Annotated in this window: 21 protein-coding genes; 11 read left to right on the plus strand and 10 right to left on the minus strand. The window is 71.9% G+C overall.

The genetic code is table 11. The annotated features are described in order from the left end of the window. Nucleotides 1-1,065 precede the first annotated feature (1,065 nt). Complete coding sequence (locus ABIA35_RS44535) at nucleotides 1,066-1,680, minus strand: TetR/AcrR family transcriptional regulator (protein WP_370347515.1); 615 nt, start codon at nucleotides 1,678-1,680, stop codon at nucleotides 1,066-1,068. A 124-nt stretch (nucleotides 1,681-1,804) separates the two neighbouring features. Between ABIA35_RS44535 and ABIA35_RS44540 the strand changes: the two genes are divergently transcribed. Both ABIA35_RS44540 and ABIA35_RS44545 read left to right on the plus strand, forming a co-directional pair. Continuing rightward, the gene (locus ABIA35_RS44540; protein WP_370362010.1) at nucleotides 1,805-2,356 is read left to right on the plus strand and encodes a carboxymuconolactone decarboxylase family protein; all 552 of its coding nucleotides are present in this window, start codon (nucleotides 1,805-1,807) and stop codon (nucleotides 2,354-2,356) included. A 1-nt stretch (nucleotide 2,357) separates the two neighbouring features. Further along, nucleotides 2,358-2,564, plus strand: coding sequence for a hypothetical protein (locus ABIA35_RS44545; RefSeq protein ID WP_370362011.1), 207 nt, complete (start codon nucleotides 2,358-2,360; stop codon nucleotides 2,562-2,564). A 77-nt stretch (nucleotides 2,565-2,641) separates the two neighbouring features. Here ABIA35_RS44545 and metK read toward each other — a convergent pair whose 3' ends face one another. From metK to ABIA35_RS44575, 6 genes are all read right to left on the minus strand, one after another. Then, nucleotides 2,642-3,841, minus strand: coding sequence for a methionine adenosyltransferase (metK, locus tag ABIA35_RS44550; protein WP_370347521.1), 1,200 nt, complete (start codon nucleotides 3,839-3,841; stop codon nucleotides 2,642-2,644). Nucleotides 3,842-3,970: 129 nt separating this feature from the next. After that, nucleotides 3,971-5,194, minus strand: a complete 1,224-nt coding sequence (gene coaBC, locus ABIA35_RS44555) for a bifunctional phosphopantothenoylcysteine decarboxylase/phosphopantothenate--cysteine ligase CoaBC (protein WP_370347563.1) — start codon at nucleotides 5,192-5,194, stop codon at nucleotides 3,971-3,973. 81 nt (nucleotides 5,195-5,275) lie between these two features. Continuing rightward, nucleotides 5,276-5,557: a DNA-directed RNA polymerase subunit omega gene (gene rpoZ / locus ABIA35_RS44560; protein ID WP_370347523.1), complete on the minus strand. Its 282-nt coding sequence runs from the start codon at nucleotides 5,555-5,557 to the stop codon at nucleotides 5,276-5,278. Between the two features lie 286 nt (nucleotides 5,558-5,843). Beyond that, the gene (gmk, locus tag ABIA35_RS44565) at nucleotides 5,844-6,467 is read right to left on the minus strand and encodes a guanylate kinase (protein WP_370347525.1); all 624 of its coding nucleotides are present in this window, start codon (nucleotides 6,465-6,467) and stop codon (nucleotides 5,844-5,846) included. A 98-nt stretch (nucleotides 6,468-6,565) separates the two neighbouring features. After that, a complete protein-coding gene (gene mihF / locus ABIA35_RS44570; RefSeq protein WP_015793934.1) occupies nucleotides 6,566-6,880 on the minus strand; it encodes an integration host factor, actinobacterial type in 315 nt (104 codons plus the stop codon). Between the two features lie 420 nt (nucleotides 6,881-7,300). After that, nucleotides 7,301-8,242 carry a neutral zinc metallopeptidase gene (locus ABIA35_RS44575; RefSeq protein ID WP_370362012.1) on the minus strand — a complete coding sequence of 314 codons (942 nt, stop codon included), beginning with the start codon at nucleotides 8,240-8,242 and terminating at the stop codon, nucleotides 7,301-7,303. 171 nt (nucleotides 8,243-8,413) lie between these two features. Between ABIA35_RS44575 and ABIA35_RS44580 the strand changes: the two genes are divergently transcribed. The 4 genes from ABIA35_RS44580 to ABIA35_RS44595 all read left to right on the plus strand — a co-directional run bounded on the left by ABIA35_RS44580 (nucleotide 8,414) and on the right by ABIA35_RS44595 (nucleotide 14,820). Further along, nucleotides 8,414-10,180 (plus strand): VWA domain-containing protein, encoded by a 1,767-nt coding sequence (locus ABIA35_RS44580; protein WP_370362013.1) that lies wholly within the window; start codon nucleotides 8,414-8,416, stop codon nucleotides 10,178-10,180. A gap of 123 nt (nucleotides 10,181-10,303) precedes the next feature. After that, a complete protein-coding gene (locus tag ABIA35_RS44585) occupies nucleotides 10,304-12,112 on the plus strand; it encodes a hypothetical protein (RefSeq protein ID WP_370362014.1) in 1,809 nt (602 codons plus the stop codon). A gap of 69 nt (nucleotides 12,113-12,181) precedes the next feature. Continuing rightward, a complete protein-coding gene (locus ABIA35_RS44590; RefSeq protein WP_370362015.1) occupies nucleotides 12,182-13,624 on the plus strand; it encodes an OB-fold domain-containing protein in 1,443 nt (480 codons plus the stop codon). Next, nucleotides 13,624-14,820 carry an acetyl-CoA acetyltransferase gene (locus ABIA35_RS44595; protein ID WP_370347535.1) on the plus strand — a complete coding sequence of 399 codons (1,197 nt, stop codon included), beginning with the start codon at nucleotides 13,624-13,626 and terminating at the stop codon, nucleotides 14,818-14,820. The genes ABIA35_RS44590 and ABIA35_RS44595 overlap by 1 nt, the downstream gene beginning before the upstream one ends. A 1-nt stretch (nucleotide 14,821) precedes the next feature. On the opposite strand, the gene ABIA35_RS44600 is transcribed toward ABIA35_RS44595, so the two are convergent. Together ABIA35_RS44600 and ABIA35_RS44605 are read right to left on the minus strand one after the other, a co-directional pair. Next, complete coding sequence (locus ABIA35_RS44600; protein ID WP_370362016.1) at nucleotides 14,822-15,085, minus strand: hypothetical protein; 264 nt, start codon at nucleotides 15,083-15,085, stop codon at nucleotides 14,822-14,824. Between the two features lie 47 nt (nucleotides 15,086-15,132). Beyond that, the gene (locus ABIA35_RS44605) at nucleotides 15,133-15,528 is read right to left on the minus strand and encodes a MerR family transcriptional regulator (RefSeq protein WP_370347539.1); all 396 of its coding nucleotides are present in this window, start codon (nucleotides 15,526-15,528) and stop codon (nucleotides 15,133-15,135) included. A gap of 58 nt (nucleotides 15,529-15,586) precedes the next feature. On the opposite strand from ABIA35_RS44605, the gene ABIA35_RS44610 reads away from it, so the two are divergent. Continuing rightward, on the plus strand, nucleotides 15,587-16,570 hold the full coding sequence (locus ABIA35_RS44610) for an aldo/keto reductase (RefSeq protein WP_370362017.1): 984 nt from the start codon (nucleotides 15,587-15,589) through the stop codon (nucleotides 16,568-16,570). 44 nt (nucleotides 16,571-16,614) lie between these two features. Here ABIA35_RS44610 and ABIA35_RS44615 read toward each other — a convergent pair whose 3' ends face one another. Then, on the minus strand, nucleotides 16,615-19,929 hold the full coding sequence (locus ABIA35_RS44615) for a BTAD domain-containing putative transcriptional regulator (RefSeq protein WP_370362018.1): 3,315 nt from the start codon (nucleotides 19,927-19,929) through the stop codon (nucleotides 16,615-16,617). 69 nt (nucleotides 19,930-19,998) lie between these two features. Here ABIA35_RS44615 and ABIA35_RS44620 point away from each other — a divergent pair, with 69 nt between their 5' ends. Genes ABIA35_RS44620 through ABIA35_RS44635 form a run of 4 tightly spaced genes read left to right on the plus strand, consistent with a single transcriptional unit; the run spans nucleotide 19,999 to nucleotide 23,378 of the window. Beyond that, nucleotides 19,999-21,201 carry an acyl-CoA dehydrogenase family protein gene (locus ABIA35_RS44620; protein ID WP_370347546.1) on the plus strand — a complete coding sequence of 401 codons (1,203 nt, stop codon included), beginning with the start codon at nucleotides 19,999-20,001 and terminating at the stop codon, nucleotides 21,199-21,201. A 1-nt stretch (nucleotide 21,202) separates the two neighbouring features. Further along, nucleotides 21,203-22,351 (plus strand): CaiB/BaiF CoA transferase family protein, encoded by a 1,149-nt coding sequence (locus ABIA35_RS44625; protein WP_370362019.1) that lies wholly within the window; start codon nucleotides 21,203-21,205, stop codon nucleotides 22,349-22,351. Continuing rightward, nucleotides 22,348-22,905 carry a MaoC family dehydratase N-terminal domain-containing protein gene (locus ABIA35_RS44630; protein ID WP_370347550.1) on the plus strand — a complete coding sequence of 186 codons (558 nt, stop codon included), beginning with the start codon at nucleotides 22,348-22,350 and terminating at the stop codon, nucleotides 22,903-22,905. The genes ABIA35_RS44625 and ABIA35_RS44630 overlap by 4 nt, the downstream gene beginning before the upstream one ends. Further along, nucleotides 22,902-23,378, plus strand: coding sequence for a hypothetical protein (locus ABIA35_RS44635; protein ID WP_370347551.1), 477 nt, complete (start codon nucleotides 22,902-22,904; stop codon nucleotides 23,376-23,378). Before ABIA35_RS44630 ends, ABIA35_RS44635 begins: the two co-directional genes overlap by 4 nt. Nucleotides 23,379-23,380: the final 2 nt, after the last annotated feature.

A 23,380-nucleotide genomic window follows, 5' to 3' on the forward strand; every position in this document is an offset into this window, starting at 1 on the left:
TGACCAGAACGACAAGAGCCGTGTAACGGGAGACTGTTACGCACGGTTCTGTGGGAGCCCCGGGCTGAGACGCCCGGGGCGACCCGACTCGCGCAGGGTTGGCGGGATCCGTTGGTGGCGCGGGTCGGGGGTGGCGCTGGTTTCGCGGGGCGGTGGTGGTGTGGGCAGGTGGTCGGCTCTACTGCGACAGTCAAGATCAACTGCGACGGTCAGAGGCGACAGTCAAGGGCGCCTCCGGCGGCGCCTGCGCGGCGAGCGGCCTCGCTCCGGGGAGTGGGGGGCCGCGCTGGCTGCCGCCGGTCGATGCTTGTGGTCGCCTCTGTCCCGGATTCCCCGTCGCATCGTCGCCTAACGGAAGCAGACCGGTCCGGTGGTATCAAGCCGGATCGCCGCCGCCGTGGTTTAGCATCAGCGGCTTGACACCACCGGCCCGGCCTGCTTGGCTACGCCCGCCGACGCGACGGGGAATCCGGGACAAAACCGGTCTGTGGGAAGAGTTCCCGCGCCTTGTGCACGCACCGCTCGGCCGCCGCTGTGCCTCACCGAGTGGACCCCGTCCACACCACAGGCGGGGGTTGTCCCGGATTCCCCGTCGCTTCGGCGGTGCTTGCACAACCATCCCGGACTGGGCGGTGTCAAGCCGCTGATACTAGGCCACAGCAGCGTGTGATCCGGCTTGACACCGCCCAGGCCGGGATGGTTCCCTCCGGGCGACGAAGCGACGGGGAATCCGGGACAAAGGCGACCACAAGCAACGACCGCCGCCCGACAACGCGGCCCCCACTCCCCGGAGCGAGGCCGCTCGCCGCGCAGGCGCCGCCGGAGGCGCTCTTCAGCTCTTGACTGTGGCCTTTGACCGTCGCAGTAGAACCGACCACCTACCCACACCACCACCGCCCCGCGAAACCAACGCCACCCTCGACCCGCGCCACCAACGGATCCCGCCAACCATGCGCGAAGCCGTCAAGAAACGCCTGTGACTATCAACCCACAAACAAACCGCAACCAGCCACACCCACCCACACAAGTCAGGCGCGCCGCTTTTCGATGCCCCCCGGCCAGGCCCTACCGCATCCCGCCGGTCACCACCCGCAGCCGCCGCCGCACCGCATCCCGCGGATCCGGCTGCCGCGCCAGCAACGCCTCGGCGATCCGCTTGGCCCGCATCGCCGGCTCCGGGTCGCCCTCGCGCACCGCCGTCACGATCGCGCCGTCGACCAGCAGCATCAGCTCCGGCGCCAGTTCCTCGTGGTCCGCGCGGCCGGCGTCGGCCAGGAGCCCGTCCAAATACTCGGTGACCGCGCTCTTGTGCGCGGCGGCGACCTGGTGCGCCGCGCTGTCGCGGTCGGCGGCCTCGACCATGGTGTTGATGAAGGCGCAGCCGCGGAAGTCGTCGGCCGCGAAGCGTTCGGCCAGGGCGTCGAAGACCGCCGGCGGCCGGTCGGCCGGGGGCAGGCCGTAGGCCTCGACCGCCGTGCGCAGCCAGTCGCGCCAGCGCTCGTCCCTGCCGGACAGCACCGCGACCACGAGCTCGTCCTTGCCGGCGAAGTGCCGGTAGAAGGAGGCCCGGCCCACGCCGGAGTCCGACAGGATGCGCTCCACGCCCACCGCGCGGATGCCCTCCGCGTAGAAGAGCTCTTCCGCCGTGGCCAGCAGACGTTCCCGGGCTTTCACTGCCATGCCCCAGATGGTACCGGTCAGTGCCATCCCCACACCAGCCCTGAGCCGGGCGACGGGACCGACCGGTACCGGATCCCGGGGATCGCCTTGGACAAAAACGGTACCGGTCGGTACCGTCTTAGTCATGCCAAGGATCGCCATGGTCACGCCCGAGACGGCGGACACCGAACAGCGGGACCTGCTGGACGCCACCAGGCGCCAGCTCGGACGGGTCCCCAACCTCTACGCCACGCTGGTGCACAGCCCCGCCGCCCTGCGCGGCTACCTGGCCCTGCGCGACAGCCTGTCCGACGGCGTGCTCACCCCCCGCCAGCGCGAGCAGCTGGCCCTGCTCACCGCGCAGGAGAACGACTGCGACTACTGCGTCGCGGCCCACACCATGCGGGGCGAGCGCCTACTGAAGATGACCCCTGAGGAACTGCGCGAGACCCGCCTGGGCCGCGACGCCGACCCGCACACCGCCGCGATCCTGCGCGTCGCCGCCGAGCTCGTCGAGCAGCGCGGCCGGGTCGACGACGCCGTGCTGACTCAGGCCCGGGCCGCCGGCGTCACCGACGCCGAGCTCGCCGAGACCGTCGCGCACGTCGCCCTCAACACCCTGTCGAACCACTTCAACCACCTGGCGCGCCCGGACCTGGACTTCCCGGCCGCCCCCGCCCTGGACGGAGCCCACTGACATGGACCTCACCTGGCAGAACGCCGACCTGCTCGAACTGTGCGAGGGCTACACCGCCGACGACGCGGACGGCGTGCCGACCGCCACGCTCAAGGACATCCGGATCGCGGTCCAGGGCGGCTACCTGCACGTCGCCCACGCCGACGATCCCCGGATCCAGATCGTCTCGGCGCCGGGCGTGCGCCGCATCGTCTACACCCGGTCCTAGCCGCGCGCACAACAACAACGACAGACCCCGGCTCCCCACAAGGGGAGCCGGGGTCTGTCGTTGTCAGCAATACCGTCCTAGCCGATGGCCTTCTTCAGCGCCTCGGCCCGGTCGGTCCGCTCCCACGTGAAGTCCGGCAGGTCCCGCCCGAAGTGCCCGTACGCGGCGGTCTGCTGGTAGATCGGCCGCAGCAGGTCCAGGTCACGGATGATCGCGGCCGGGCGCAGGTCGAAGACGCTCAGCAGGGCCTGCTGGATCTTCACGTCCTCCACCACGCCGGTCCCGAAGGTCTCCACGAACAGCCCCACCGGCTCGGCCTTGCCGATCGCGTACGCGACCTGCACCTCGCAGCGCTCGGCCAAGCCCGCGGCCACCACGTTCTTGGCCACCCAGCGCATCGCGTACGCCGCCGAGCGGTCCACCTTCGACGGGTCCTTGCCGGAGAAAGCGCCGCCGCCGTGCCGGGCCATGCCGCCGTAGGTGTCGACGATGATCTTGCGGCCGGTCAGGCCGGCGTCGCCCATCGGGCCGCCGATCTCGAAGCGGCCGGTGGGGTTCACCAGCAGCCGGTAGTCGGAGGTGTCCAGCTCCAGCGCGGCGATCTCCGGGGCCACGACCTGCTCGCGGATGTCCGGGGTGAGCAGGTTGTCCAGGTCGATGTCCGAGGCGTGCTGGGTCGACAGGACCACGGTGTCCAGGCGGACCGCCTTGTGGCCGTCGTACTCGATGGTCACCTGGGTCTTGCCGTCGGGGCGCAGGTAGGGGACGGTGCCGTCCTTGCGGACCGTGGCCAGCCGGTGCGAGAGCCGGTGCGCCAGCGCGATCGGCAGCGGCATCAGCTCGGGGGTGTCGGTGCAGGCGTAGCCGAACATCAGGCCCTGGTCGCCGGCGCCCTGGCGGTCGAGTTCGTCGTTGTCGCCCTCGACGCGGGACTCGTAAGCCGTGTCCACGCCCTGGGCGATGTCCGGCGACTGCGAGCCGATGGACACCGACACGCCGCAGGAGGCGCCGTCGAAGCCCTTCTTGGACGAGTCGTACCCGATGGCCAGGATCGTGTCGCGGACCAGGCGCGCGATGTCGGCATACGCGGTGGTGGTCACCTCGCCGGCGATGTGCACCTGGCCGGTCGTGAGCAGGGTCTCCACGGCGACCCGGGACTTCGGGTCGTCCTTGAGCAGGGAATCGAGGATCGCGTCGCTGATCTGGTCGGCGATCTTGTCGGGGTGCCCCTCGGTCACCGATTCGGAGGTGAACAGGCGGCGGACGGTACCTGACATGGGTACTCCTAGGTTCGCAGCGGCTGCTGACTACAGGTCGACGCGACGCCCCGGTCCCCGAACGGCAGGCACGCGCCTGCCTGGCAGGCGCGTGCGGGGCACGAAGATCGAAACGACCGCACCCCCAGCTTAGTCGTTGGGGCTGTGCACCTTAAGTACCCGGTCCCAGATCACATCCGCGAGCCGCTCCTTCGGACCGTCCGCGACCGGCTCCTCGGAGCCGTCCGCGCCGATCACGACGGCCGCGCTGTGGTCGGCACCGAAGGTCAGGTCCATCCCGACCTCGTTGACGACCAGCAGGTCGACGCCGTACTTGGCGAGTTTGGCCCGGCCGTGCTCCAGCCAGGTCCCGTGCGCATCACCGGTCTCGGCGGCGAACCCCACCACCGTCTGCCCCGGGCGCAACCGGGAGTGACCGAGCTCACGCAGCACGTGCGGGTTCTGGACCAGCGCGATCTCAGGGGCTGAGCTGTCGTCGGCCTTCTTGATCTTCGCCGCGGCGGTCTCGGCGGGCCGGAAGTCGGCCACGGCCGCGGCCATCACCACGACATCGGCGTCGGCGGCCGCCGCGCGCACCGCATTGCGCAATTCCGAAGTCGTCGACACCCGCACCACATCGACCCCGGCGGGGTCCGGCAGCCAGGTGTTGGCGGCGACCAGCGTCACCCGGGCACCGCGCGCGGCCGCCGTACTCGCCAGCGCGTACCCCTGCTTGCCCGAGGAGCGGTTGCCGATGAAGCGCACCGGGTCGATCGGCTCGCGGGTGCCGCCGGCGGAGACCACGACGTGCAGCCCGGCCAGATCCGCCGCGGCGGTGCCCCGGGCCAGCAGCGACCGGCAGTACTCGAAGATCGCCGAGGGGTCCGGCAGCCGGCCCTTGCCGGTGTCGGCGCCGGTCAGCCGGCCGACCGCGGGCTCGATGACGTGCAGGCCCCGGCGGCGCAGGGTGGCCACGTTCTCGGCGGTGGCGGCGTTCTCCCACATCTCGGTGTGCATGGCCGGCGCGAACACCACCGGACAGGTGGCGGTGAGCAGGGTGTTGGTGAGCAGGTCGTCGGCCATGCCGTGCGCGGCCTTGGCCAGCAGGTCGGCGGTGGCCGGGGCGACGACGACCAGGTCGGCGTGCCGGCCCAGGCGCACGTGCGGAACCTCGTGCACGCGCTCCCACACCTCGGCGGCGACCGGCCGCCCCGACAGCGCGGCCCAGGTCGGCTCGCCGACGAAGTGCAGCGCGGCGGCGGTGGGGACCACGGTGACCCCGTGCCCGGACTCGGTGAACAGCCGCAGCAGCTCGCAGGCCTTGTACGCGGCGATGCCGCCGCCCACGCCGAGAACGACGTTGGGCGACGGCATCGAAGATTCTTCAGTCACGGTTCGACCCTAATGGGACCGCCGCACAGCGGCCGACCGGGGTCGGCGCCGGAATGAAGCGAACTACTGGATGACCGAACCGGGGGCGCCGGGCTCGATCTTCTCGGCGGTCAGCAGGCCGGCGTTGATCTCGCGGAGCGCGATCGACAGCGGCTTCTCGTGGACGTGGGTGTCGACGAGCGGGCCGACGTACTCCAGCAGGCCCTCGGAGAGCTGGGAGTAGTAGGCGTTGATCTGCCGAGCGCGCTTGGCCGCGTAGATCACCAGGCTGTACTTGGAGCCGGCGGCGTCGAGCAGCTCGTCGATCGGCGGGTTGATGATGCCTTCGGGCTCAGTGGCGGACACGCGTGGGAACTCCTGTCGCAGCAAGATCATTTCTGGGTCTGCACTGGGTCTGCACGACCCGGACGTACAAGGATAACAGTTCTGGCGCCCCCGACCTGCCGGTCCGGTGATTGGACCCGGCGATCAGGCCCGCGATCAGGCCGGCGATCAGGCCCGGTGGCTGGGTGATGTCCGACCAGATGGCGCCCTCGGTGAGGGTCCCGCACTTCTGGCTGATGCCCGACGGGGTGAGAACGGTCGCGGCCTTCCGGATCGCACCGCTGGATCCTGCCCGGCGTCCCAACCCTCAGTCCTGCACAGCCCCGGTCACCAGCGCCACCAGTTCGTCGGCGGCGGCTTCCACCGTCGTGTTCACGATGGTGACGTCGAACTCGCTCTCGGCGGCCAGCTCGACCCGGCCTGCCTCCAACCGCGCCTCGATCACGTCCTCCGGCTCGGTGCCGCGGCCGCGCAGGCGCTGCTCCAGGACCTCCCACGACGGCGGGGCCAGGAAGACCAGGCGGGCGGCGGGCATCGCGGCGCGGATCTGGCGGGCGCCCTGCAGCTCGATCTCCAGCAGGACCGGCTGGCCGGCGTCCAGGCGCTGGTCGACAGCGTGGCGCGGGGTGCCGTACAGGTTGCCGGCGTACTCGGCGTGCTCCAGGAACTCGCCCTTGGCGATCAGGTCCTCGAAAGCGGGCCGGTCGTAGAAGAAGTAGTGCACCCCGTCGACCTCGCCGGGCCGGGGTGAGCGGGTGGTGGCCGAGACCGACAGCCACACCTCGGGATGGACCTCGCGCACGTGCTTGGCAAGGGTTGTCTTGCCGACGCCCGACGGGCCCGAGAGCACTGTGAGCAGTGCGGGGGCAGTGTCCGATCCAGAAGCAGGGGTGTCGGAACCGTGGCCGTCCGTTCCGGCGCGATCGCTCATGGGAGAAGATCGTACCGGGCCGCAAGGCCGCGATTCCGACGGTGGTACCGCGTCGTCCTACCTCGGCGTCTCAACGAGGCGCCGGGGTATGGAAGACGTCACGCGCCGAATTCGCGCTCCAGGGAGGCGATCTGGTTGGCGCCGAGGCCGCGGATACGGCGCGTCTCGGAAATGTCGAGACGCTCCATGATCTGCTTGGCCCGGACCTTGCCGATGCCGGGCATCGATTCCAGAAGAGCCGAGACCTTCATCTTGCCGATGATCTCGTTCTTCTGGCCTTCGCGCACAACGTCGGACAGCGTCACGCCACCCGCCTTGAGACGGAGCTTCAAAGCGGCGCGCTCACGCCGCGCTTCGGCTGCCTTCTGAAGTGCGGCCGCACGCTGTTCTGGAGTGAGGGGCGGAAGAGCCACGCCTGTTCACCTCTGGACTTCGAGTACTGTCGGTGGACTTGTCCGGGTTCGACCGAGGCCTATGGCACACCTCGAACTCCCCCAAGACATACGGGAACTCACCTGGCGGACGAGTCCCGCGGATACAACTGGTGGAACGAATCCGCAGCGTACACCCGTAGTCGGGGGCAAGGAGAGGGGATCTGCGCTTCTCGTGAGCTGGACCGGTGTACATACTCTGTTAAAGAGGGGCGAACCGGGCATAATTCGAGGCGGATTGCAGGGCTCGAATCGCACCGTCATCCCCCTGATATAGCGTCAGATCCGTTTGCCCGAACCGGCATTAAGGCGCGCCGGGGTATCGGTCGCGAGCACTCGCGACCCATGACGCATCCATGCTTTGAGTAATACCGGGACAACGGTGGAACATCGCACGGAGGTTCACACGGCGCCGGAGAAAGTATCGCAGGACTGGAAGTTTCCCGTTTGGTAACCGGTGAGGAACCACTTCTGACGCTGCGCCGCCGAGCCGTGAGTCCAGGTCTCCGGCGTGACCCGTCCTTGGTACTGCGCCTGGATCCGGTCGTCGCCCACCGCGGCGGCGGCGTCCAGTCCGTCGGAGATGTCCTGTTTGGTAAGATCCTTGATCAGGGCTCTGCCGTTGGCGTCCTTCGTGGTCGTAGCGTAGTGGGCCCACAGCCCGGCGTAACAATCCGCCTGGAGTTCGACCCGCACCGCGCCGCTGTTCGCCCCCTGTTGCGAGGACTGGCTGTTGCGCAGCGCGCCGGTGAGGTTCTGGACGTGGTGCCCGTACTCGTGGGCCAGCACATAGGCCTGCGCGAAGGGTCCGCCGCGCGCGCCGAACTTGGTCCGCAGCTCCTGCCAGAAGCCCAGGTCCAGGTAGACGGTGCGGTCCGAGGGGCAGTAGAAGGGCCCGACGGCCGAGGTCGCGGTGCCGCAGCCGGTCCGGGTGGCGCCGCTGAAGATGACGGTCTGGGCCGGCGGGTACTTCTGGTTGCTGCCGGCGAAGAACCCGGTCCAGTAGTTCTGCACGGAGTTCACCACGGCCACGACCCGGCAGTCGTCGTTGATGTTGGCGTCGGCGCCGGTACGGCACTTGGCGGCCAGCGCGCCGGTGCTCACCGTGCCGGTGGCGTCCCCGTTCCCGGAGGAGGACAGGGAGTTCGACGAGGACCCGGAGCCGTCGGTGAGCGCCAGCGGCACCCCGACCACCGCGGCGATCAGCGCCAGGATCAGCCCCACCAGCCCGCCGCGACCGCCGGGCAGGCCGAAGCCGCCGGGCAGGCCGCCACGGGAGGGCCCGGAGCCGCGCTCGTCGCGGACCTGGCCGGAGTCCAGCTGGGCGTCGTCGTCGAACTGCATAGCGCAATCTTCCTGGACGAATCACCCCGACCTGGGGCGACACGCGGGAGCGCGGGGCGGCCGAGACCTCACCGACCTCTTCAAATCCGGGCCCTGACCCACTAGCCTGCGCCCGTTCCGCGAGTGTCACAGGTCACATCGAGTGTCGCAGGTCGCACGGAAGGAACCTCCATGGCACACGGGCACCTTCATCGCTCCCCCGCACCGCGCGGCGCCCGCATGTCGGTGCCGATCACACTGGCCGTGGTGCTCGTGCTGGGCGCCTCCGGCGGTGGGGCGGCGTGGTACGCCGCTGGTCACCGGCATTCCTCCGGAGACGGCGCCACGGCTCCGGTGACCTGCCCGGCGGGGCCGACGACGATCTCGGCGGCGGTCACACCGGAGCTGGCGGGCGTCCTGGCCCCGGTGCTGGCCTCGCAGCCGGTGCCGTGTGTGCGGGTGCTGATGACTTCGGCCGACTCCGGGGACATGGCGCGGTTCCTGGCCGGGAGCGCCGCGGCGCCGGCCGGGGTGCACGGGAAGCCCGACGTGTGGATCCCGGACGCCTCGCTGTGGCTGGAGCTGGCGCGGGACACCGGTGCCGGGCAGGCGCTGCTGCCGCAGAGCGGGAGTTCGGTGGCTGATTCGCCGACGGTGGTGGCGGCGCCGAAGGCGGTTGCCGGGTTGCTGAGCGGGCAGGGGACGCAGAGTTCTCCGGCGCCACAGGGGTCGTTCAGCTGGGAGCAGCTGGTGAAGATGGCGCTGGCCCAATCGCAGAGTTCTGTTTCCACCGCCGCCGCCGGCGGGCCCGTCGTGGCCATCGCCGATCCGACCCATGACGGCGCGGGGTTGTCGGCACTGATCCAGCTGAACGGGATGCTGACGCAAGCGGTGGACGATCCGCAGCTGAAGGTCGGGATCACCGGATTCGTGAAGAGCATGGCGAACAACGTCGCGGCCTCGACGGCGCAGCTGACGGGCAAGGTGTTCCCGGCCTCGGAGCAGCAGGTGTTCCAGGACAACCGCGGCAAGCCAGCGGCGCCGCTGGCCGCGCTGTACCCCTCGGACGGCGCGGCGTCGCTGGACTACCCGCTGGTGGTGCTCAACGGGCAGGACAACGCGCATGCGATCGCCTCGAACCGGTTGCTGGCGTATCTGCAGACCGCCGCGCAGGACGCGTTGCGCCAGCAGGGTTTCCGCTCGCCGGACGGCAGTCCGTCGCAGGTGCTGGCCGCGGACCCGGAGCTGCACGGCGACCGGCTGGCGGCGTCGGCATCCACACGCGCCGGTTTCGGGGCGGCGGGGCAGGCGCTGGCGCTGTGGGCGACGCTGACGCGGCAGCTGCGGATGCTGGCGGTGGTGGACGTGTCGGGGTCGATGGCGCAGCCGGTGGCCGGGACCGGGCAGACGCGGCTGCAGCTGACGGCGGCGGCGTGCGAGAAGGCGATGGCGCTGTTCGGGAGCCACGCGGCGATGGGGCTGTGGACGTTCACCACCACGCACGACGCCATCGGCTCCACGGTCATCGACCCGGTGCTGCCGATCGCCGAGCTGGGCTCGGCCGAGCCCGGCGGCGGGACGCACGGGCAGCGGATGATCGCGGCGTACGGGGCGCTGGCGGACAAGGCGGGGTCGCGCAACGGGCTGTACGACGCGCTGCTGGCGGCGTATCAGCAGGTCCAGAAGGGCTGGGACGCGACGCGGGTGAACACGGTGGTGGTGTTCACCGACGGCAAGGACGACGACCTGAACAGCATGAGTTCGGACCAGCTGATCGCGAAACTCCAGGCCGCGGTCGACCCGAACCGCCCGGTGCGGGTGTTCGTGGTCGCCCTCGGGACGAACGCGGACCTGACCCTGCTGAACAAGATCACCGCGGTCACCGGCGGCGCGGCGGTGCACTTCCAGGACATGGGCCAGATGACCGCGGCGATAGTGGGGAGCACTGACACCCGGTAGGCGGACCGCGGTGTGGGAAATCCGTGCGGGAAATCCGTGTGAGCGAATCGTGTGAGCGAATCGTGTCAACGATCTGGCGCGAACCACATGACAGACCCGAGCCGGAATCGGGAAACTGCCTCCATGGCATTTCACTGCGGAGCGCCGACCCGCGACGGAAGCGCGTGCCAACGCCACGTCCGCGAACTCGGCACCCGCTGCTCCCAGCACCGCAACCTGGGCGGCCCCGCTCTGCGCCCGCCCCGCCACGCCATGCGCATCATCGAGCTCGCCGACCCGGCCCTCATCACCGCGCAGAGCGTCTGGCCCGCCACCCGCCCCGCCGAACCGCGCGATCGGGTGACGCCGCCCCCGAGCCAGGAGTCACAGCCCGCCGAAACGGGAACCCTGGCTGACGAGGAGCCGATGTTCTACGACGCGGAACCGGAGGACACGGCCGACGACGACATGGCCGACGACATAGCCGCCGACCCGGCCGACGCCGACGCGGTGCCGACTACGCCGACGACGCCGACGACGCCGGTGTGGCTGCAGTGGGCCGCCGAGGGGCGTGAGCGGGCTGTGATGGATGCCGAGCGGGATGACGGGCCGGTGGGGCGTGCGCCGGGGCACGGGGCGATGAGCGAGCCGGCCGGCGAGGAACTGCCGGTGGCCGCCGACGATCCGGTCGCCGAGACCGAGCCGAATCATGACGCTGAGGCTGAGGCTGAGCCGGGACATCCCCGGGTCAACGGTCATGCGGTGAAGGCTGAAGAAGATCCCGAGCCGCACATCGACCAGCGCCCGATGTTGCGCAAGGAGCGCGCGCTGGATCCGGACTGGATCGGCGGCCGCCCCCTGTTCCGCGACGAGGCCCCGACCCGGCCGATGCCCCGCATCGAGTTCGAGCCCTCCGACGCCGCGCTGCCGCGCAGGACGCCGGTCAGGCCGCCGCGTATCGCGGCGGCCATGCGAAGCGTCGTGCTGAATCCACAGCCGGCGAAGCCCGCCGAGCCGGCCGCCGAGCCCGATCCTCCGACGCTGATCGACCGCATGCCGCCGATCGACCCCGACGACCTCGCCGTCCCCGACTTCCTGCGCCCCGACTTCGTCCCGACCGAGCCGGACCAGAGGCCGGAACCCCCGCCGCCGGCCAACCGCACGCCCACCAGCGGCCGCACGCCGATCACCGACTTCCTCCGGGCCCCCGGCCGCTCGCGAGGGCACAAGCCGCAGCCCGCGCCACTGACCGAAACTCCGACGGCAGGTCGATCGCTGCCCACCGATCACCGGCAGCCCACCGACAGCTCGCTGACCGCCGACCGCCCGCCGCTGCCGATCCGCCGGCGCAGTCCCAATCCGGCCGCTGCTCCGGCTCCGGCGCCCAGATCAGCCGCCGCACCCTCGCCAGTCCCAGCCCCGAAGCCGGCGCCCGAACCCGACCCGCCGACCCTCGTCGACCTGAGCCCCGTCCCGCCGCCCGAGGACATCTCCGTCCCCGACTTCATGGTCCCCGGCTTCGCCAGGCCGGCGCCGGAGCCGCCGCTGCGTACCGTCCTGTCCACCGTGCTGGGCCCCGACCTGTGGCAGCGCTGTTACACCGAGTGGGGTCCGGCGCACTGCACGGCGCTGGCGCGCATCGCGCGGGCCGTGGACGGGCTCGCGCCGTCGGCGAGTGCCGCGATGCGCTCGACGGCCGGAGCCGGGATGCGGTGGCTGGGGGTGGCGCGGGAGCGGGAGATGCTGGCCGATCTGGTGGCCGAGGCGATCTCGCATCCGGCGGGGGCGACCGCTGCCAATCAGGCCCGGACCGTGCGGTTGTACGGCGCGGCGATCTGCGTGGCGTTGAACGTGCCGTTGCGGCGCTGTGCGTGTCACCGCGATCTGGAGCGGGACGTCTCCGGGGAGCTCATCCGGCTCGGATTGGAGGAGCTGGCCGGCGAGGTGCCCTGATCCGACGCCGGTCCGACGCCGGTCCGACAGTAATCTGACGCCCCATCAGATTTCCGCTACGATGCCGCCATGCGAGGAATCCTGGGGTGGGGCGCCCACCTGCCGTACCGGCGCCTGGACCGCACCGGCATCGCGGCCGTGGCCGGCACCGGCGGCGGGACCGGCACCCGCGCCGTGGCCTGCTACGACGAGGACACGACGACCATGGGCGTGGCCGCCGCCCGCGCCGCCGTCCCGCCGACGGCCGCGGAGAGCATCAGGACCCTGTGGTTCACCACCACCGCCCCCGCCTACGAGGACCGCACCAACGCCACCGCCGTGCACGCCGCCCTGCGCCTGCCCCGCACCACTGCCGCCTACGACGCCACCGGAGCCGTCCGCTGCACCGTCGCCGCCCTCGACGCGGCGCTGACCGGCGCCGGAACCCACCTCGTCGTCGCCTCCGACCTGCGCACCGGCCGCCCCGGCAGCGCCGACGAAGCCGCCGGGGGCGACGCCGCCGCGGCCCTGCTCGTCGGCGAGGGCGACGAGGCCGCGGCACGCCCCGTGCTGGCCGAACTCCTCGCCCACACCAGCGCCAGCGAGGAGTTCCTCGACCGCTGGCGCACTCCCGGCGAACAGACCTCGAAGACCTGGGAAGACCGCTTCGGCGAGACGCACTACGTGAACCTCGCCACCGAAGCCTGGAACGCCCTACTGGCCGCCGCCGGCACCGCCGCCGCGGACATCGACATCCTCCTGATAGCCGGCACCCACGAGCGCGCCGCGAAGTCCGCCGCCAAGAAGACCGGCGTCCCCGCCGACCGCCACCACGACCCCTTCGCCAAGACCGTCGGCAACTCCGGCGCGGCCCACCCCGCCCTCCTGCTCGCCTCGGCCCTGGAGAACGCGCGGTCCGGCCAGAGGATCGCTCTGCTCGTACTGGCGGACGGCGCCGACGCCTTCCTGTGGCGCGCCACCGAAGCCCTGTCCGGCTACCGCCCCGCCCGCCCCGTCGCCGAGCAGATCGCGCGCGCCGGCAGCGTCCCCTACGGCCGCTATCTCGCCTGGCGCGGCTTCCTGCCGGTCGAGCCGCCCCGCCGCCCGGAGCCCGCGCGCACCTCCGCCTCGGCCGCCGCGCGCGCCGCCGACTGGAAGTTCGCCCTCGTCGGCTCGGCGGCCGAGGACGGCACCACGCACCTGCCGCCCTCGCCCTTCGACTCCACCCCGCACCCGGCCGCCGGGGCCGAGGGCACCATCGTCACCTTCACCGTCGACCGCCTCGCCTACTCCCCCAGCCCGCCGGTCGTCTTCGCGGTCGTCGACTTCGACGGCGGCGGGCGGCTGCCGATCGAGCTGACCGACGTGGACGCCGGCGAGGTCGCGATCGGGCTGCGCGTGGAGGCCACGTTCCGCCGCCTGAGCAGCGCCGACGGGATCCACAACTACTTCTGGAAGGCCCGCCCCGTCCGCCGCTTGGAAGAGTTGGAAGAGCCCGAACGCCTGGAAGCGCCGGAACAGGAGGGCCGCTGATGGCCTCGCACGGCATCAAGGACCGCGTCGCGATCGTCGGTATGGGCTGCACCCGCTTCGCAGAGCACTGGGACAGCGGCACCGACGAGCTCCTGCTGTCCGCGACCGGCGAGGCGTTCGCCGGCGCCGGGCTGGCCAAGGAGGAGATCGACGCCTACTGGCTGGGCACCGCGCAGTCCGGCATGAGCGGCATCACCCTGGCCCGGCCGCTGGAGCTGGACGGCAAGCCGGTGACCCGCGTCGAGAACTACTGCGCGACCGGCTCCGAGGCGCTGCGCCAGGCCGCCTATGCGGTCGCCTCCGGCGCCTACGACGTGGCGATGGCTGTCGGAGTGGAAAAGGTCAAAGACTCGGGCTACCAAGGCCTGAACGCCTTCCCGATCCCCGGCGACGGCACCGCGCGCACCGTCACCGCCGCCGCGATGTTCTCGATGGTGGTCCCCGCCTACGGCGCCAAGTACGGCGTCGCCCCACAGGAGATGCGCGAGGTCCTGGCCCGCATCGCGGCCAAGAACCACGCCAACGGCGCGCGCAACCCCAAGGCCCAGTTCCGCAAGGAATGGCAGGTCGAGCAGCTGCTGGCGATGCCGCGGGTGGCCGGCGAGCTGTCGGTCTTCGACTGCGCCGGGGTGGCCGACGGCGCGGCGGCGGCGATCGTGGTGCGCGCCGAGGACGCCCCGCGCTACACCGACAAGCCGCTCTACATCAAAGCCCTGTCACTGGTCGCGGGCAACGGCCTGCCGCTGGGCGACCCCGGCTACGACTACACGACCTTCCCCGAGATCGTCGCCGCCGCCCAGGACGCCTATCGCCAGGCCGGTGTCACGGACCCCCGCAGCGAACTGGCGATGGCCGAGGTCCACGACTGCTTCACCCCGACCGAGCTGGTCCTGATGGAGGACCTGGGCTTCTGCGAACGCGGCAAGGCCTGGCAGGACGTCCTGGCCGGGGCCTTCGACCTGGACGGCGACCTGCCGGTCAACCCCGACGGCGGCCTGAAGTCCTTCGGGCACCCGGTCGGCGCCTCCGGCCTGCGGATGATGTACGAGGCCTGGCTCCAGCTGCGCGGCGAGGCGCCGGACGATCGGCGCATCGGGACCTTCGGGCAGCGGGAGTTGGCCTTGACGCACAATCTGGGCGGATATCCCGGCGAAATGGTCGGTTTCGTGTCCATATTGGGCGCCCGAAGAGGCTGAATCAGGCGGTGCCGGCGCAGGTTCCCTGGACCGTGTCCATCCAGCCGCTGCCCGACGGGAGCGACGAGATGATGACGATGTTCGTGCATCCCGTGTACTTCGCGTTGAGAGCGGCCTTGGCGTTGATGTAGGCGAACAGCGAGTCTGTCCCCCAGGCCGTGGCCGTGGCGGTGAACGTGGCAGGTGCCGCTGCCGACGCGGTACCACTGGCCAAGCCGACCGACAGAACACCAGCAACCGCCAGAATCAGTGGGCGCATTCGCATGCCGTCTCTCCTATCGTGGACATACCGGGCAGCCTTGCGTCCGCACCCTACTCGTGCACGCACTCCACCGGTTCGTCCCTCAAATGCGACCGGTAGTACGCGATCTTCTCCCGCACCTTGCGCCGCAGCTCGATCAGCCGCGCCATCTCCGCCTCGACGTTGGCATCGTGCTCCTCCAGCAGCTCAAGGCGGTCGGCGACCGTGCCGTCGCCGTCGCGCACCAGCTCGGCGAAGGTCTGCATCTGCGCGATCGGCATCCCGGTGCCGCGCAGGCAGCGCAGCATGTCCAGCCAGCCGAGGTCGTCGTCGCTGTAACGGCGGTGGCCGCCGGCGGCACGGCGGACGGGCTCGATCAGGCCGATGCGCTCGTAGTAACGCAGCGTGTCGAGCGAGAAACCGGACATTTCGACAGTCTGCGCCGGGGAGTAGTCCATCGTGGTCATGGCGCTCATCGTAAGAGGGCTTGACCTTGAGCGCGCTCCAGATTCCACGATGGTCGGCATGGAAACCACGATCTTCGGCGGCCAGGGTGGGCCGCGAGTGAGCACGCTGGCACTGGGCACCATGATGTTCGGCACCACCATCGACGAGCCGACCTCCTTCGCGATCCTGGACCGCTTCCGCGAGGCCGGCGGGACCTTCCTGGACACCGCCGACTGCTACGCGTTCTGGGTCGAGGGCGCCACCGGCCACGAGAGCGAGCAGGTGGTGGGCCGCTGGCTGGCGGCGCGCGGCTGCCGCGACGAGATGGTGATCTCCACCAAGCTCGGCGCCCAGCCGGACCCGGCGCTGGGATCGGCGCCCTGGCCGCGCAACGCCGAGGGCCTGTCGGCCCCCGCGATCGGCAAGGCCATCGAGGGCAGCCTTGAGCGCCTGGGCACCGACCACGTCGAGGTGCTGTTCGCGCACATCGAGGACCTGTCGGTCACCTTCACCGAGACCGCCGGCGCCTTCGGGGAGCTGATCGCCCAGGGCAAGGTCGCCGTCGCCGGGGTCTCGAACCACCCGACGACCCGGGTCAAGCGGGCCCGCGCCGCCGCCGAGGGACTGGGCGTCCCCGGCTACACGGCCGTCCAGCAGCGCCACGGCTTCCTGCGCGCACTGCCCGGCGCGAGCTTCACCTCGCCGCAGGAGCCGGCCGACGACGAGCTGCTGGCCATGGTGCGCGCCGGCGACCTGTCGATGATGGCCTACTCCTCGCTCCTGGAGGGCTCCCTGGTCCGCGAAGACCGCCCGCTGCCGCCGCAGTATCAGAGCCCGGAGAACCAGCGGCGGGTCGAAGCCCTGTGGCGCGCCGCCGACGAGGCCGGGGTGAGCCGGACGCAGCTGGCGCTGGCGTGGCTGATGAAGGGCGACCCGGCGATCGTGCCGGTGTTCGGGGTGAGCTCGGTGGCGCAGTTGGAAGACGGGCTTGGGGCGGTGGAGGTGCCACGGGAGGCGGTTACGGCGCTGGCCGAGACGCTGGCCGAGGCCGCGACCGTCTGAACCCGCGGCGGCACCGGACGCTGCGGCACTATTCCCGCAACCAACTACCCCCGCGGCGGCACCGGATGCCGCGGCATCCACGGCGGCCACTGCTCGGCCGGCCGCGCGGGCGGCTCGGTCCCGGACTCCGACTCGTGCTCGGGCTCCGGTTCGCCGGCCGCGCCGAGCAGCCCGCCGCTCCCGGCATCGAGCCCGAGCAGCTTGCGCAGCTCGGCCGTCACCGGCGAGGACGTCCCGTCGAAGACCGAATACGCGTCCTGCCAAGCAGCGCGCGCGCCGGCCGTGTCCCCGAGCCGCTCGCGGATGCGGCCGACCAGTGCCAGGGCCAGGCCCCGGCCGGGGCGGTCGCCGAGTTCGGTGAGGGTCTCGGCGGCCTGGCCGGCGGCTTCCAGGGCCTCGTCGTCGACGCCCTGGTCGGCCAGGGCCTCGGCGAGCCGCAGCTGCGACCAGCCCAGGCGGCGGTGCTGGCCGATGCCGCGGTGGATGTCGGCGGCTTCGCGGTGGCAGGCCGCGGCGCGGTCGGGGCAGCCGGCCTCGCGCAGCACCATGCCGGTGGCGTGCAGGCCGTCGGCCAGGCCGCGGGCGTCGCCGTGGGCGCGGCGCAGGGCCAGGCCGCGCTCGGCGAGCTCCCGGGCCTCCTGCGGCCGCTGGACGCGGCACAGGCTCTGGGACAGGTTGAGCTGCGCCTCGGACAGCTGCTCCCAGCCGGCTCCGGTGTCCTCCAGCAGGCGCAGGGCCTCGGCGGCGGCCCGCATGGATTCCTCGTCGTGCCCGGCCCGCCAGTGGTTCGCCGACAGGACCGACAGCGCCTCGAGCAGGTAGCCGGGTTCGGACAGGCCCCGGGCCACGGCGACGGCGGCTGCGGCCTGGACGTCCGCCTCGGCCAGGTACCAGGACTGCGACAGCGAATACGCGAGCTGCGAGCGGGCGATGACCTCGGCGCGGCGGTTGCCGTCCCGGTCGGCCTCGTCGATCACGACCGCCGCCAGCCGGGCCAGGTCCTGGTCGCCGGGGCCGGACTGGCACAGGATGCCCAGCCAGTACAGGAGGTCGGCGACGGTGTCGACAGTCTCGGCCGCGACGGTACCGGTGCGAGCGCCGGTACCGGTGCCGGTGCCATTGCGAGCGCCGACGCCGGTGCCGGTGCCAGTGCCGGAATCAGGGCCCGAATGCCTGCTCAGCAGCGCCTGTGCGGCCGCCGCGCACACCGCCTCGCGCTCCCGCTCGCCCCAGGCCATGCACTCCCCGGGATCGGCCGGGGCGTCGACACCGCCCGGCGCCGATATCAGCCCCACGAGGTTGGCCGCGCAGCTGTTCACGGTGCTCGCCGCGGCGGCGGAGACGCCCAGGTAGTGCCGGATTAAGCGGTCCAGCGCCGCGCGCGGCGCGGCCGGGCCGTCGATGTCGGCCGCCAGCCGGCGCGCGAACATGCGCAGCAGCGCGTGCAGCCGGTAGCGCCCCGGGCTCGGCGACTCCACCAGGCACAGGTCGACCAGCCCCTCGGCGAGGTCCTCGGCCTCCTGCTCCGGGCAGCACAGCAGGGCCGCGACCGCCTCGACGCCGATGTCCGGGCCGTCGGGCACGGCCAGCAGCCGGAAGGCGTGCGCCTGCTCACGTCCCAGGTGCTCGTACCCGAGCCGGAACGTGGCCTCCACGGCCAGGTCGCCGGCCCGCAGCTCGTCCAGCCGCCGGGCCTCGTCGCACAGCCGGCCGGCCAGCGTCTCGGCGGTCCAGTGCGGCCGGGCCGCCAGGCGCGAGGCCAGGATCCGCACCGCCAGCGGCAGGTGGCCGCACACCGCGACCGCGCGCCGCACCGCCGCCTCCTGGCCCGCAACCCGGTCGGGACCGGCGACGGCGCTGAACAGCGCCAGCGCCTCATCGGGGTGGAAGGCTCCGAGCTCCAGCAGGCGCGCGCCGGGGACGCCGGTGAGCCGGGAACGGCTGGTCGCCAGCACCGCGCAGCCGGGGGTGCCCGGCAGCAGCGGCCGGATCTGCGCGGCGTCGCGGACGTCGTCGAGCACGATCAGCACCCGCCGCCCGGCCAGCGTGCCACGGAACAGCTCGAAGCGCTCCTGCACGGTGTCCGGCACGGCGCCCGGATCGGTCCCCAGCGCCCGCAGGAACCCGCCGAGCACGCCGCCGGGATCGGCCGGCTCGCGGTCGGTCCCGCGCAGCGCGGCGAACAGCTGGCCGTCGGGGAACCGCGCGGCGGCCAGGTGCGCGGTGTGGACCGCGAGCGTGGACTTGCCCGCGCCGCCGATGCCCGAGAGCACGGCCAGCGGCATGGCGTCGCCGGGCTGCATCAGCTCCAACAGCTGACGCGACCACAGGGCGCGGCCGGTGAAGTCGGCGACATCGGCGGGGAGCTGCGCCGGGGCGGCCGGCCCCGTCGGGCTCGGGGCGGCCAGAGCGGTGGCCGGCCCTCCGGGCATCGGCGAACCCTGCTGAACCGGCAGTCCCGCCGACCCGGCGAAGCCCGGCGAGGGCGGATCGGGGGCCACCGGACCGCCGACCGGCCGGGCATCACGACCGGCAGCCCACTCAACACCGTGCCCAGCACCACGCCCGACACCACGCCCGGCGCCGTTCACCACGTCGGCCTCAGCCGATCCGCCCGCCACCCGCCGATACAGCGCCCGCAGATCAGGCCCCGGATCGACCCCCAATTCCTCGGCGAGCGTCCGCCGCGTCTGCTCGTAGACCGCCAGCGCCTCTGCCTTGCGGCCACTGCGCGACAGCGCGACCATCTGCAGCTCGCGAAAACGCTCCCGCAGCGGGAACTCCGCCGCCAGCGCCGCCAACTCGGCCGTCACCGCGCCGTAGCGCCCGACCTCCAGGTCCAGCGCGATCCTGACCTCCAGCGCGCCCAGGCGGCGCTCGGTCCACTGCGCGCGCTGCGCCAGCGCGAACGGGCCGGTCAGTCCGGCCAGCGGCTCGCCCTGCCACAGCCGCAGCGCCTCGTGCAGCCGGCGGGCCGCGCCGATCAGGTCGCCGTCGGCCCGCAGGCCCGCCGCCGCGGCCTGGCCGGCCTCGAAGGCCAGCGCGTCCACCGCGGCCGGGGCGACGGTGAGCGCGTAGCCGCCGGCCACCGAGCTGATCGGGCCGACCGGGTGCTCCGGGTCGGACAGCGCCCGGCGCAGGCGCGAGGCGTAGGTGCGGATGGTGCTCAGCGCGCCCTTCGGGGCGTCGCCGCCCCACAGCGCGTCGATGAGCTCCTCGGCCATGGCCGCGCGGCCGGGGCGCAGCACCAGCAGGGCCAGCAGTTCGCGCTGCTGGGGCGAGCCGAGGTCCAGTTCGCCGTTCGGACCCCAGCCGCGCACCGGGCCGAGGACGCTGAACCGCCACGCGCTGTCTGCCACCCGGGCAGGATACGCGGGCCGGTGGCGAGTATTGATCTGACACGCCGTCAGATATATGTTCACCGCACTATGGACTTCGACTTCACGCCCGAGCAGCGGGCCTTCGCCGCCGACGTCGAAACCTTCCTCGACACCGAACAGACCCCCGGGGACACCAGCGTCTTCGACGTCACCCGGGAGAACATGGCCCAGATCGTCGACACCCCGCCGCGCCGCGCGTTCATGAAGAAGATGGGCGAGCGCGGCTGGCTGGGCATCACCTGGCCCAAGGAGTGGGGCGGGTCCGAGGGCGACGGGGTCTACGAGTACCTGCTGAACGAGGCGCTGGCCCGGCGCGGCGCCCCGCAGATCGGCAAGGGCGTGGGCATCATCGGCAAGACCATCCTGGCCCACGGCTCGCCGTACCTGAAGCAGGAGTTCCTGCCCAGGATCCTGCGCAACGAGGTCGAGTTCGCGGTCGGATACAGCGAGCCGGACTCCGGCTCGGACGCCGCCTCGATGAAGCTCAAGGCCGAGCGCACCACCCGCGACGGCGTCCAGGGCTGGGTCCTGAACGGCCAGAAGACCTGGACCACCTCGGCGCACTTCGCCGAGTGGTACTGGGTCGGCGCGCGCACCGATCCCGAGGCGCCCAAACACTTCGGCATCACGCTGTTCCTGGTCCCGCTGGACCACCCGGGCATCACCGTCCAGGGCATCTGGACGATGGGCGACGAGCGCACCAACTCGGTGTTCTTCGACGACGTCTTCGTCCCCGACGACCACCGCGTCGGCGAGCTGAACAAGGGCTTCCAGTACATCTCCGAGGCCCTGGACCTGGAACGCTTCACGATGTTCACCTACTCCCCCATCGCGGCGCGCTTCGAGCTGCTGGTCGACTGGCTGCGCGGCGCCGAGGTCGACGACGAGCCGGTCCGCCAGGACCCGGTCACCCGCCGCCGCGTGGCGCGCCTGGCCACCGAGGCCGAGGTGGCCCGGCTGCTGGGCCTGCGGGTCGTGGCGGCCTCGATGAAGGCCGGGGCACCGCCGACCACCGAGGCCAGCGAGTACAAGCTCTACGCGACCGAGCTGTCCCAGCGCGTCGCCGACGCCGCCATGGACCTGGCCGCCCCGGGCTCGCAGCTGCGCGTGGGCACCGAGGAGGCTCCGATGGCCGGACGCGCGGAGTCGACGTACCGGTACACGGTCCTGGACACCATCGGCGGCGGGACGTCGGAGGTGCAGAAGAACATCATCGCGCGGCGGCGCCTGGGCCTGCCGAAGAACTTCTGAGATGGCTGGACCATTGCTCGGGGGTATCAAGGTCCTGAATCTGGCCAGCGTCGGCCCGGCGGCGCGCGCCGGACGCTGGCTGGCCGACTACGGCGCCGAGATCGTGAACGTCGGCGCGGTCCCGGCTCGCGGCGCGGTGCAGATCACTCCTGTCTTCCACGCCTACAGCGGGCATCGCGGCATGCGCCGGATCCTGCTGGATCTCAAATCCGACCACGGCCGCGAGACCTTTCTGCGGATGGCCGAGCGCGCCGACGTCGTCATCGAGTCGTTCCGGCCGGGTGTGACCGACCGTCTCGGCATCGGCTACGAGGCCGTGCACGCCCACAACCCGAAGATCGTGTACTGCTCCACCACCGGCTTCGGCCAGTCCGGGCCGTCCTCCCAATGGGCCGGCCACGATCTGGACTACCTCGCCGTCGGCGGCTACCTGGCCGTGGGCGAACCCGGCGCGCGCGGCAATCCGGCACTGCCGGGCGCCACCCTGGCCGACAGCGCCGGCGGCGGAATGCACGCCGTCATCGCGATCCTCGCGGCCTTGGTCAAAGGCGACGGTGCGCATCTGGATGTCTCCGTCGCCGACGGCGTGCTCTCCCTGATGTCGCTTGCTGTCGACGAGTACCTGGCCACCGGCAGCGAACCCGGTTATCAGCACTCGATGACCACCGGCCGCTACGCCTGCTACGGCACCTATCCGGCCGGCGACGGCCGCTGGCTCGCGGTCGCGGCGATCGAGCCGAAGTTCTGGGCGAACCTGTGCCGGCTGCTGGGGCTGGACAAGTGGATCGCGCACCAGACCGACGACGCCGTGCAGGACGAGATCCGTGCCGACATCACCACCGCGCTGGCGTCCAACGACCGCGACACCTGGATCGCGGTGCTGTCCGGATCAGACACCTGCGTCGCCCCGGTCCTCACCGTCGCCGAACTGGCCGAGGATCCCCAGTACCGGGCCCGGAACGCGTTCGTCGAAGCGGTGCATCCCGAGCATGGCACGCTCCGCCAGACCGCGCCGCTGCTCGCCGGAATGCTCCGTCCCGAACTCCCCTACCACCTCCCGGCCGGAACCCACAGCCCCGAACTGCTGCTGGAGGCCGGGTTCACCGAGGCCGAGATCAAGGAACTGCTGGAGGAAGGCACCGTGGCATGACCGACGACCTCCCCGACCACTCCGACGACCTCCCCGACACGCTCCCCGACGACGTCACAGCCCTCATCGACCAGAAGGTCCACGAGCAGGCCGCCGACTTCCCCGTGGAGCGCGGCTACATCTGGACCTCCTGCGCCTCGGTCGAGAACGGCAACCCGCTCTACTGGGACGAGACCGCCGCCGCCGAGATCACCGGGGGCCCGATCGCGCCGCCGTCGATGCTGTCGACCTGGTTCCGGCCGCACCACTGGGCCCCCGGCCACGACGAGCCGCAGCTCCCGCTCCAGGTGCACTTCGACCTCAAGAAGCGGCTGGACCTGCCCGAGGCGATCATCGCGGAGTTCACCACGGTCTTCCACGAACCGGTGCGCCCCGGGGACGTCCTGACCACCTGCCAGCGCCTGCGCTCGGTGAGCGGTGTGAAGACCACGAAGCTGGGCCGGGGCCGGTTCTGGACCATCGACGTGGAGTACCGCAACGTCCGCGGCGAGCTGTGCGGCGTCGAGTCGTACACCGGCTTCGGCTACCGGCGCCAGGAGGCGAAGACCGCATGAAACCGCAGCTGACGCTGGACCAGGTGGCCGTCGGGGACGCGCTGCCGGTGCTGGCCTACCAGGTGTCCGCCACGACCGTGGTCCTGGGCGCGCTGGCGACCCGCGACTGGCGTCCGATGCACCACGACCACGCCTTCGCCGTCGGGCGCAACGGCGTCCGGGACATCTTCCTGAACACCCCGAACCAGGCCGCCTGGTTCGAGCGCTACCTCACCGACTGGACCGGCCCGCACGGCCGCCCCGGGCGCATGCGCTTCCGCATGAAGGACTCGGTGTTCCCCGGCGACACGATGACGATCAGCGGCACGGTCACCGGCGTGTCCACCGACGAGGCCGGCTGCGGCTGGATCGAGGTCGACCTGGACCTGGCGGTCGGCCAGGACACCAAGACCGGGTGCTCCGCGCGCGTCGCCGTCCCGGTCTCCCCCGACGACAACCCGTGGGCCCGGCGCGGCGAGCGCTGGCGTCCCTAGCG

Source organism: Catenulispora sp. MAP12-49 (assembly GCF_041262705.1).
Lineage (GTDB): Bacteria > Actinomycetota > Actinomycetes > Streptomycetales > Catenulisporaceae > Catenulispora.

Bases quoted from the DNA above. Each gene is read 5' to 3' on its own strand.
- ABIA35_RS44635 (WP_370347551.1), top strand. From the start codon at position 22,902: ATGAAACCGCAGCTGACGCTGGACCAGGTGGCCGTCGGGGACGCGCTG.
- ABIA35_RS44605 (WP_370347539.1), bottom strand. From the start codon at position 15,528: ATGACCACGATGGACTACTCCCCGGCGCAGACTGTCGAAATGTCCGGT.
- ABIA35_RS44595 (WP_370347535.1), top strand. From the start codon at position 13,624: ATGGCCTCGCACGGCATCAAGGACCGCGTCGCGATCGTCGGTATGGGC.
- gmk (WP_370347525.1), bottom strand. From the start codon at position 6,467: ATGAGCGATCGCGCCGGAACGGACGGCCACGGTTCCGACACCCCTGCT.
- ABIA35_RS44590 (WP_370362015.1), top strand. From the start codon at position 12,182: ATGCGAGGAATCCTGGGGTGGGGCGCCCACCTGCCGTACCGGCGCCTG.
- ABIA35_RS44620 (WP_370347546.1), top strand. From the start codon at position 19,999: ATGGACTTCGACTTCACGCCCGAGCAGCGGGCCTTCGCCGCCGACGTC.
- ABIA35_RS44585 (WP_370362014.1), top strand. From the start codon at position 10,304: ATGGCATTTCACTGCGGAGCGCCGACCCGCGACGGAAGCGCGTGCCAA.
- ABIA35_RS44580 (WP_370362013.1), top strand. From the start codon at position 8,414: ATGGCACACGGGCACCTTCATCGCTCCCCCGCACCGCGCGGCGCCCGC.
- ABIA35_RS44545 (WP_370362011.1), top strand. From the start codon at position 2,358: ATGGACCTCACCTGGCAGAACGCCGACCTGCTCGAACTGTGCGAGGGC.
- ABIA35_RS44535 (WP_370347515.1), bottom strand. From the start codon at position 1,680: ATGGCAGTGAAAGCCCGGGAACGTCTGCTGGCCACGGCGGAAGAGCTC.
- ABIA35_RS44575 (WP_370362012.1), bottom strand. From the start codon at position 8,242: ATGCAGTTCGACGACGACGCCCAGCTGGACTCCGGCCAGGTCCGCGAC.
- ABIA35_RS44600 (WP_370362016.1), bottom strand. From the start codon at position 15,085: ATGCGAATGCGCCCACTGATTCTGGCGGTTGCTGGTGTTCTGTCGGTC.
- ABIA35_RS44625 (WP_370362019.1), top strand. From the start codon at position 21,203: ATGGCTGGACCATTGCTCGGGGGTATCAAGGTCCTGAATCTGGCCAGC.
- ABIA35_RS44610 (WP_370362017.1), top strand. From the start codon at position 15,587: ATGGAAACCACGATCTTCGGCGGCCAGGGTGGGCCGCGAGTGAGCACG.
- ABIA35_RS44630 (WP_370347550.1), top strand. From the start codon at position 22,348: ATGACCGACGACCTCCCCGACCACTCCGACGACCTCCCCGACACGCTC.
- ABIA35_RS44540 (WP_370362010.1), top strand. From the start codon at position 1,805: ATGCCAAGGATCGCCATGGTCACGCCCGAGACGGCGGACACCGAACAG.
- coaBC (WP_370347563.1), bottom strand. From the start codon at position 5,194: ATGCCGTCGCCCAACGTCGTTCTCGGCGTGGGCGGCGGCATCGCCGCG.
- metK (WP_370347521.1), bottom strand. From the start codon at position 3,841: ATGTCAGGTACCGTCCGCCGCCTGTTCACCTCCGAATCGGTGACCGAG.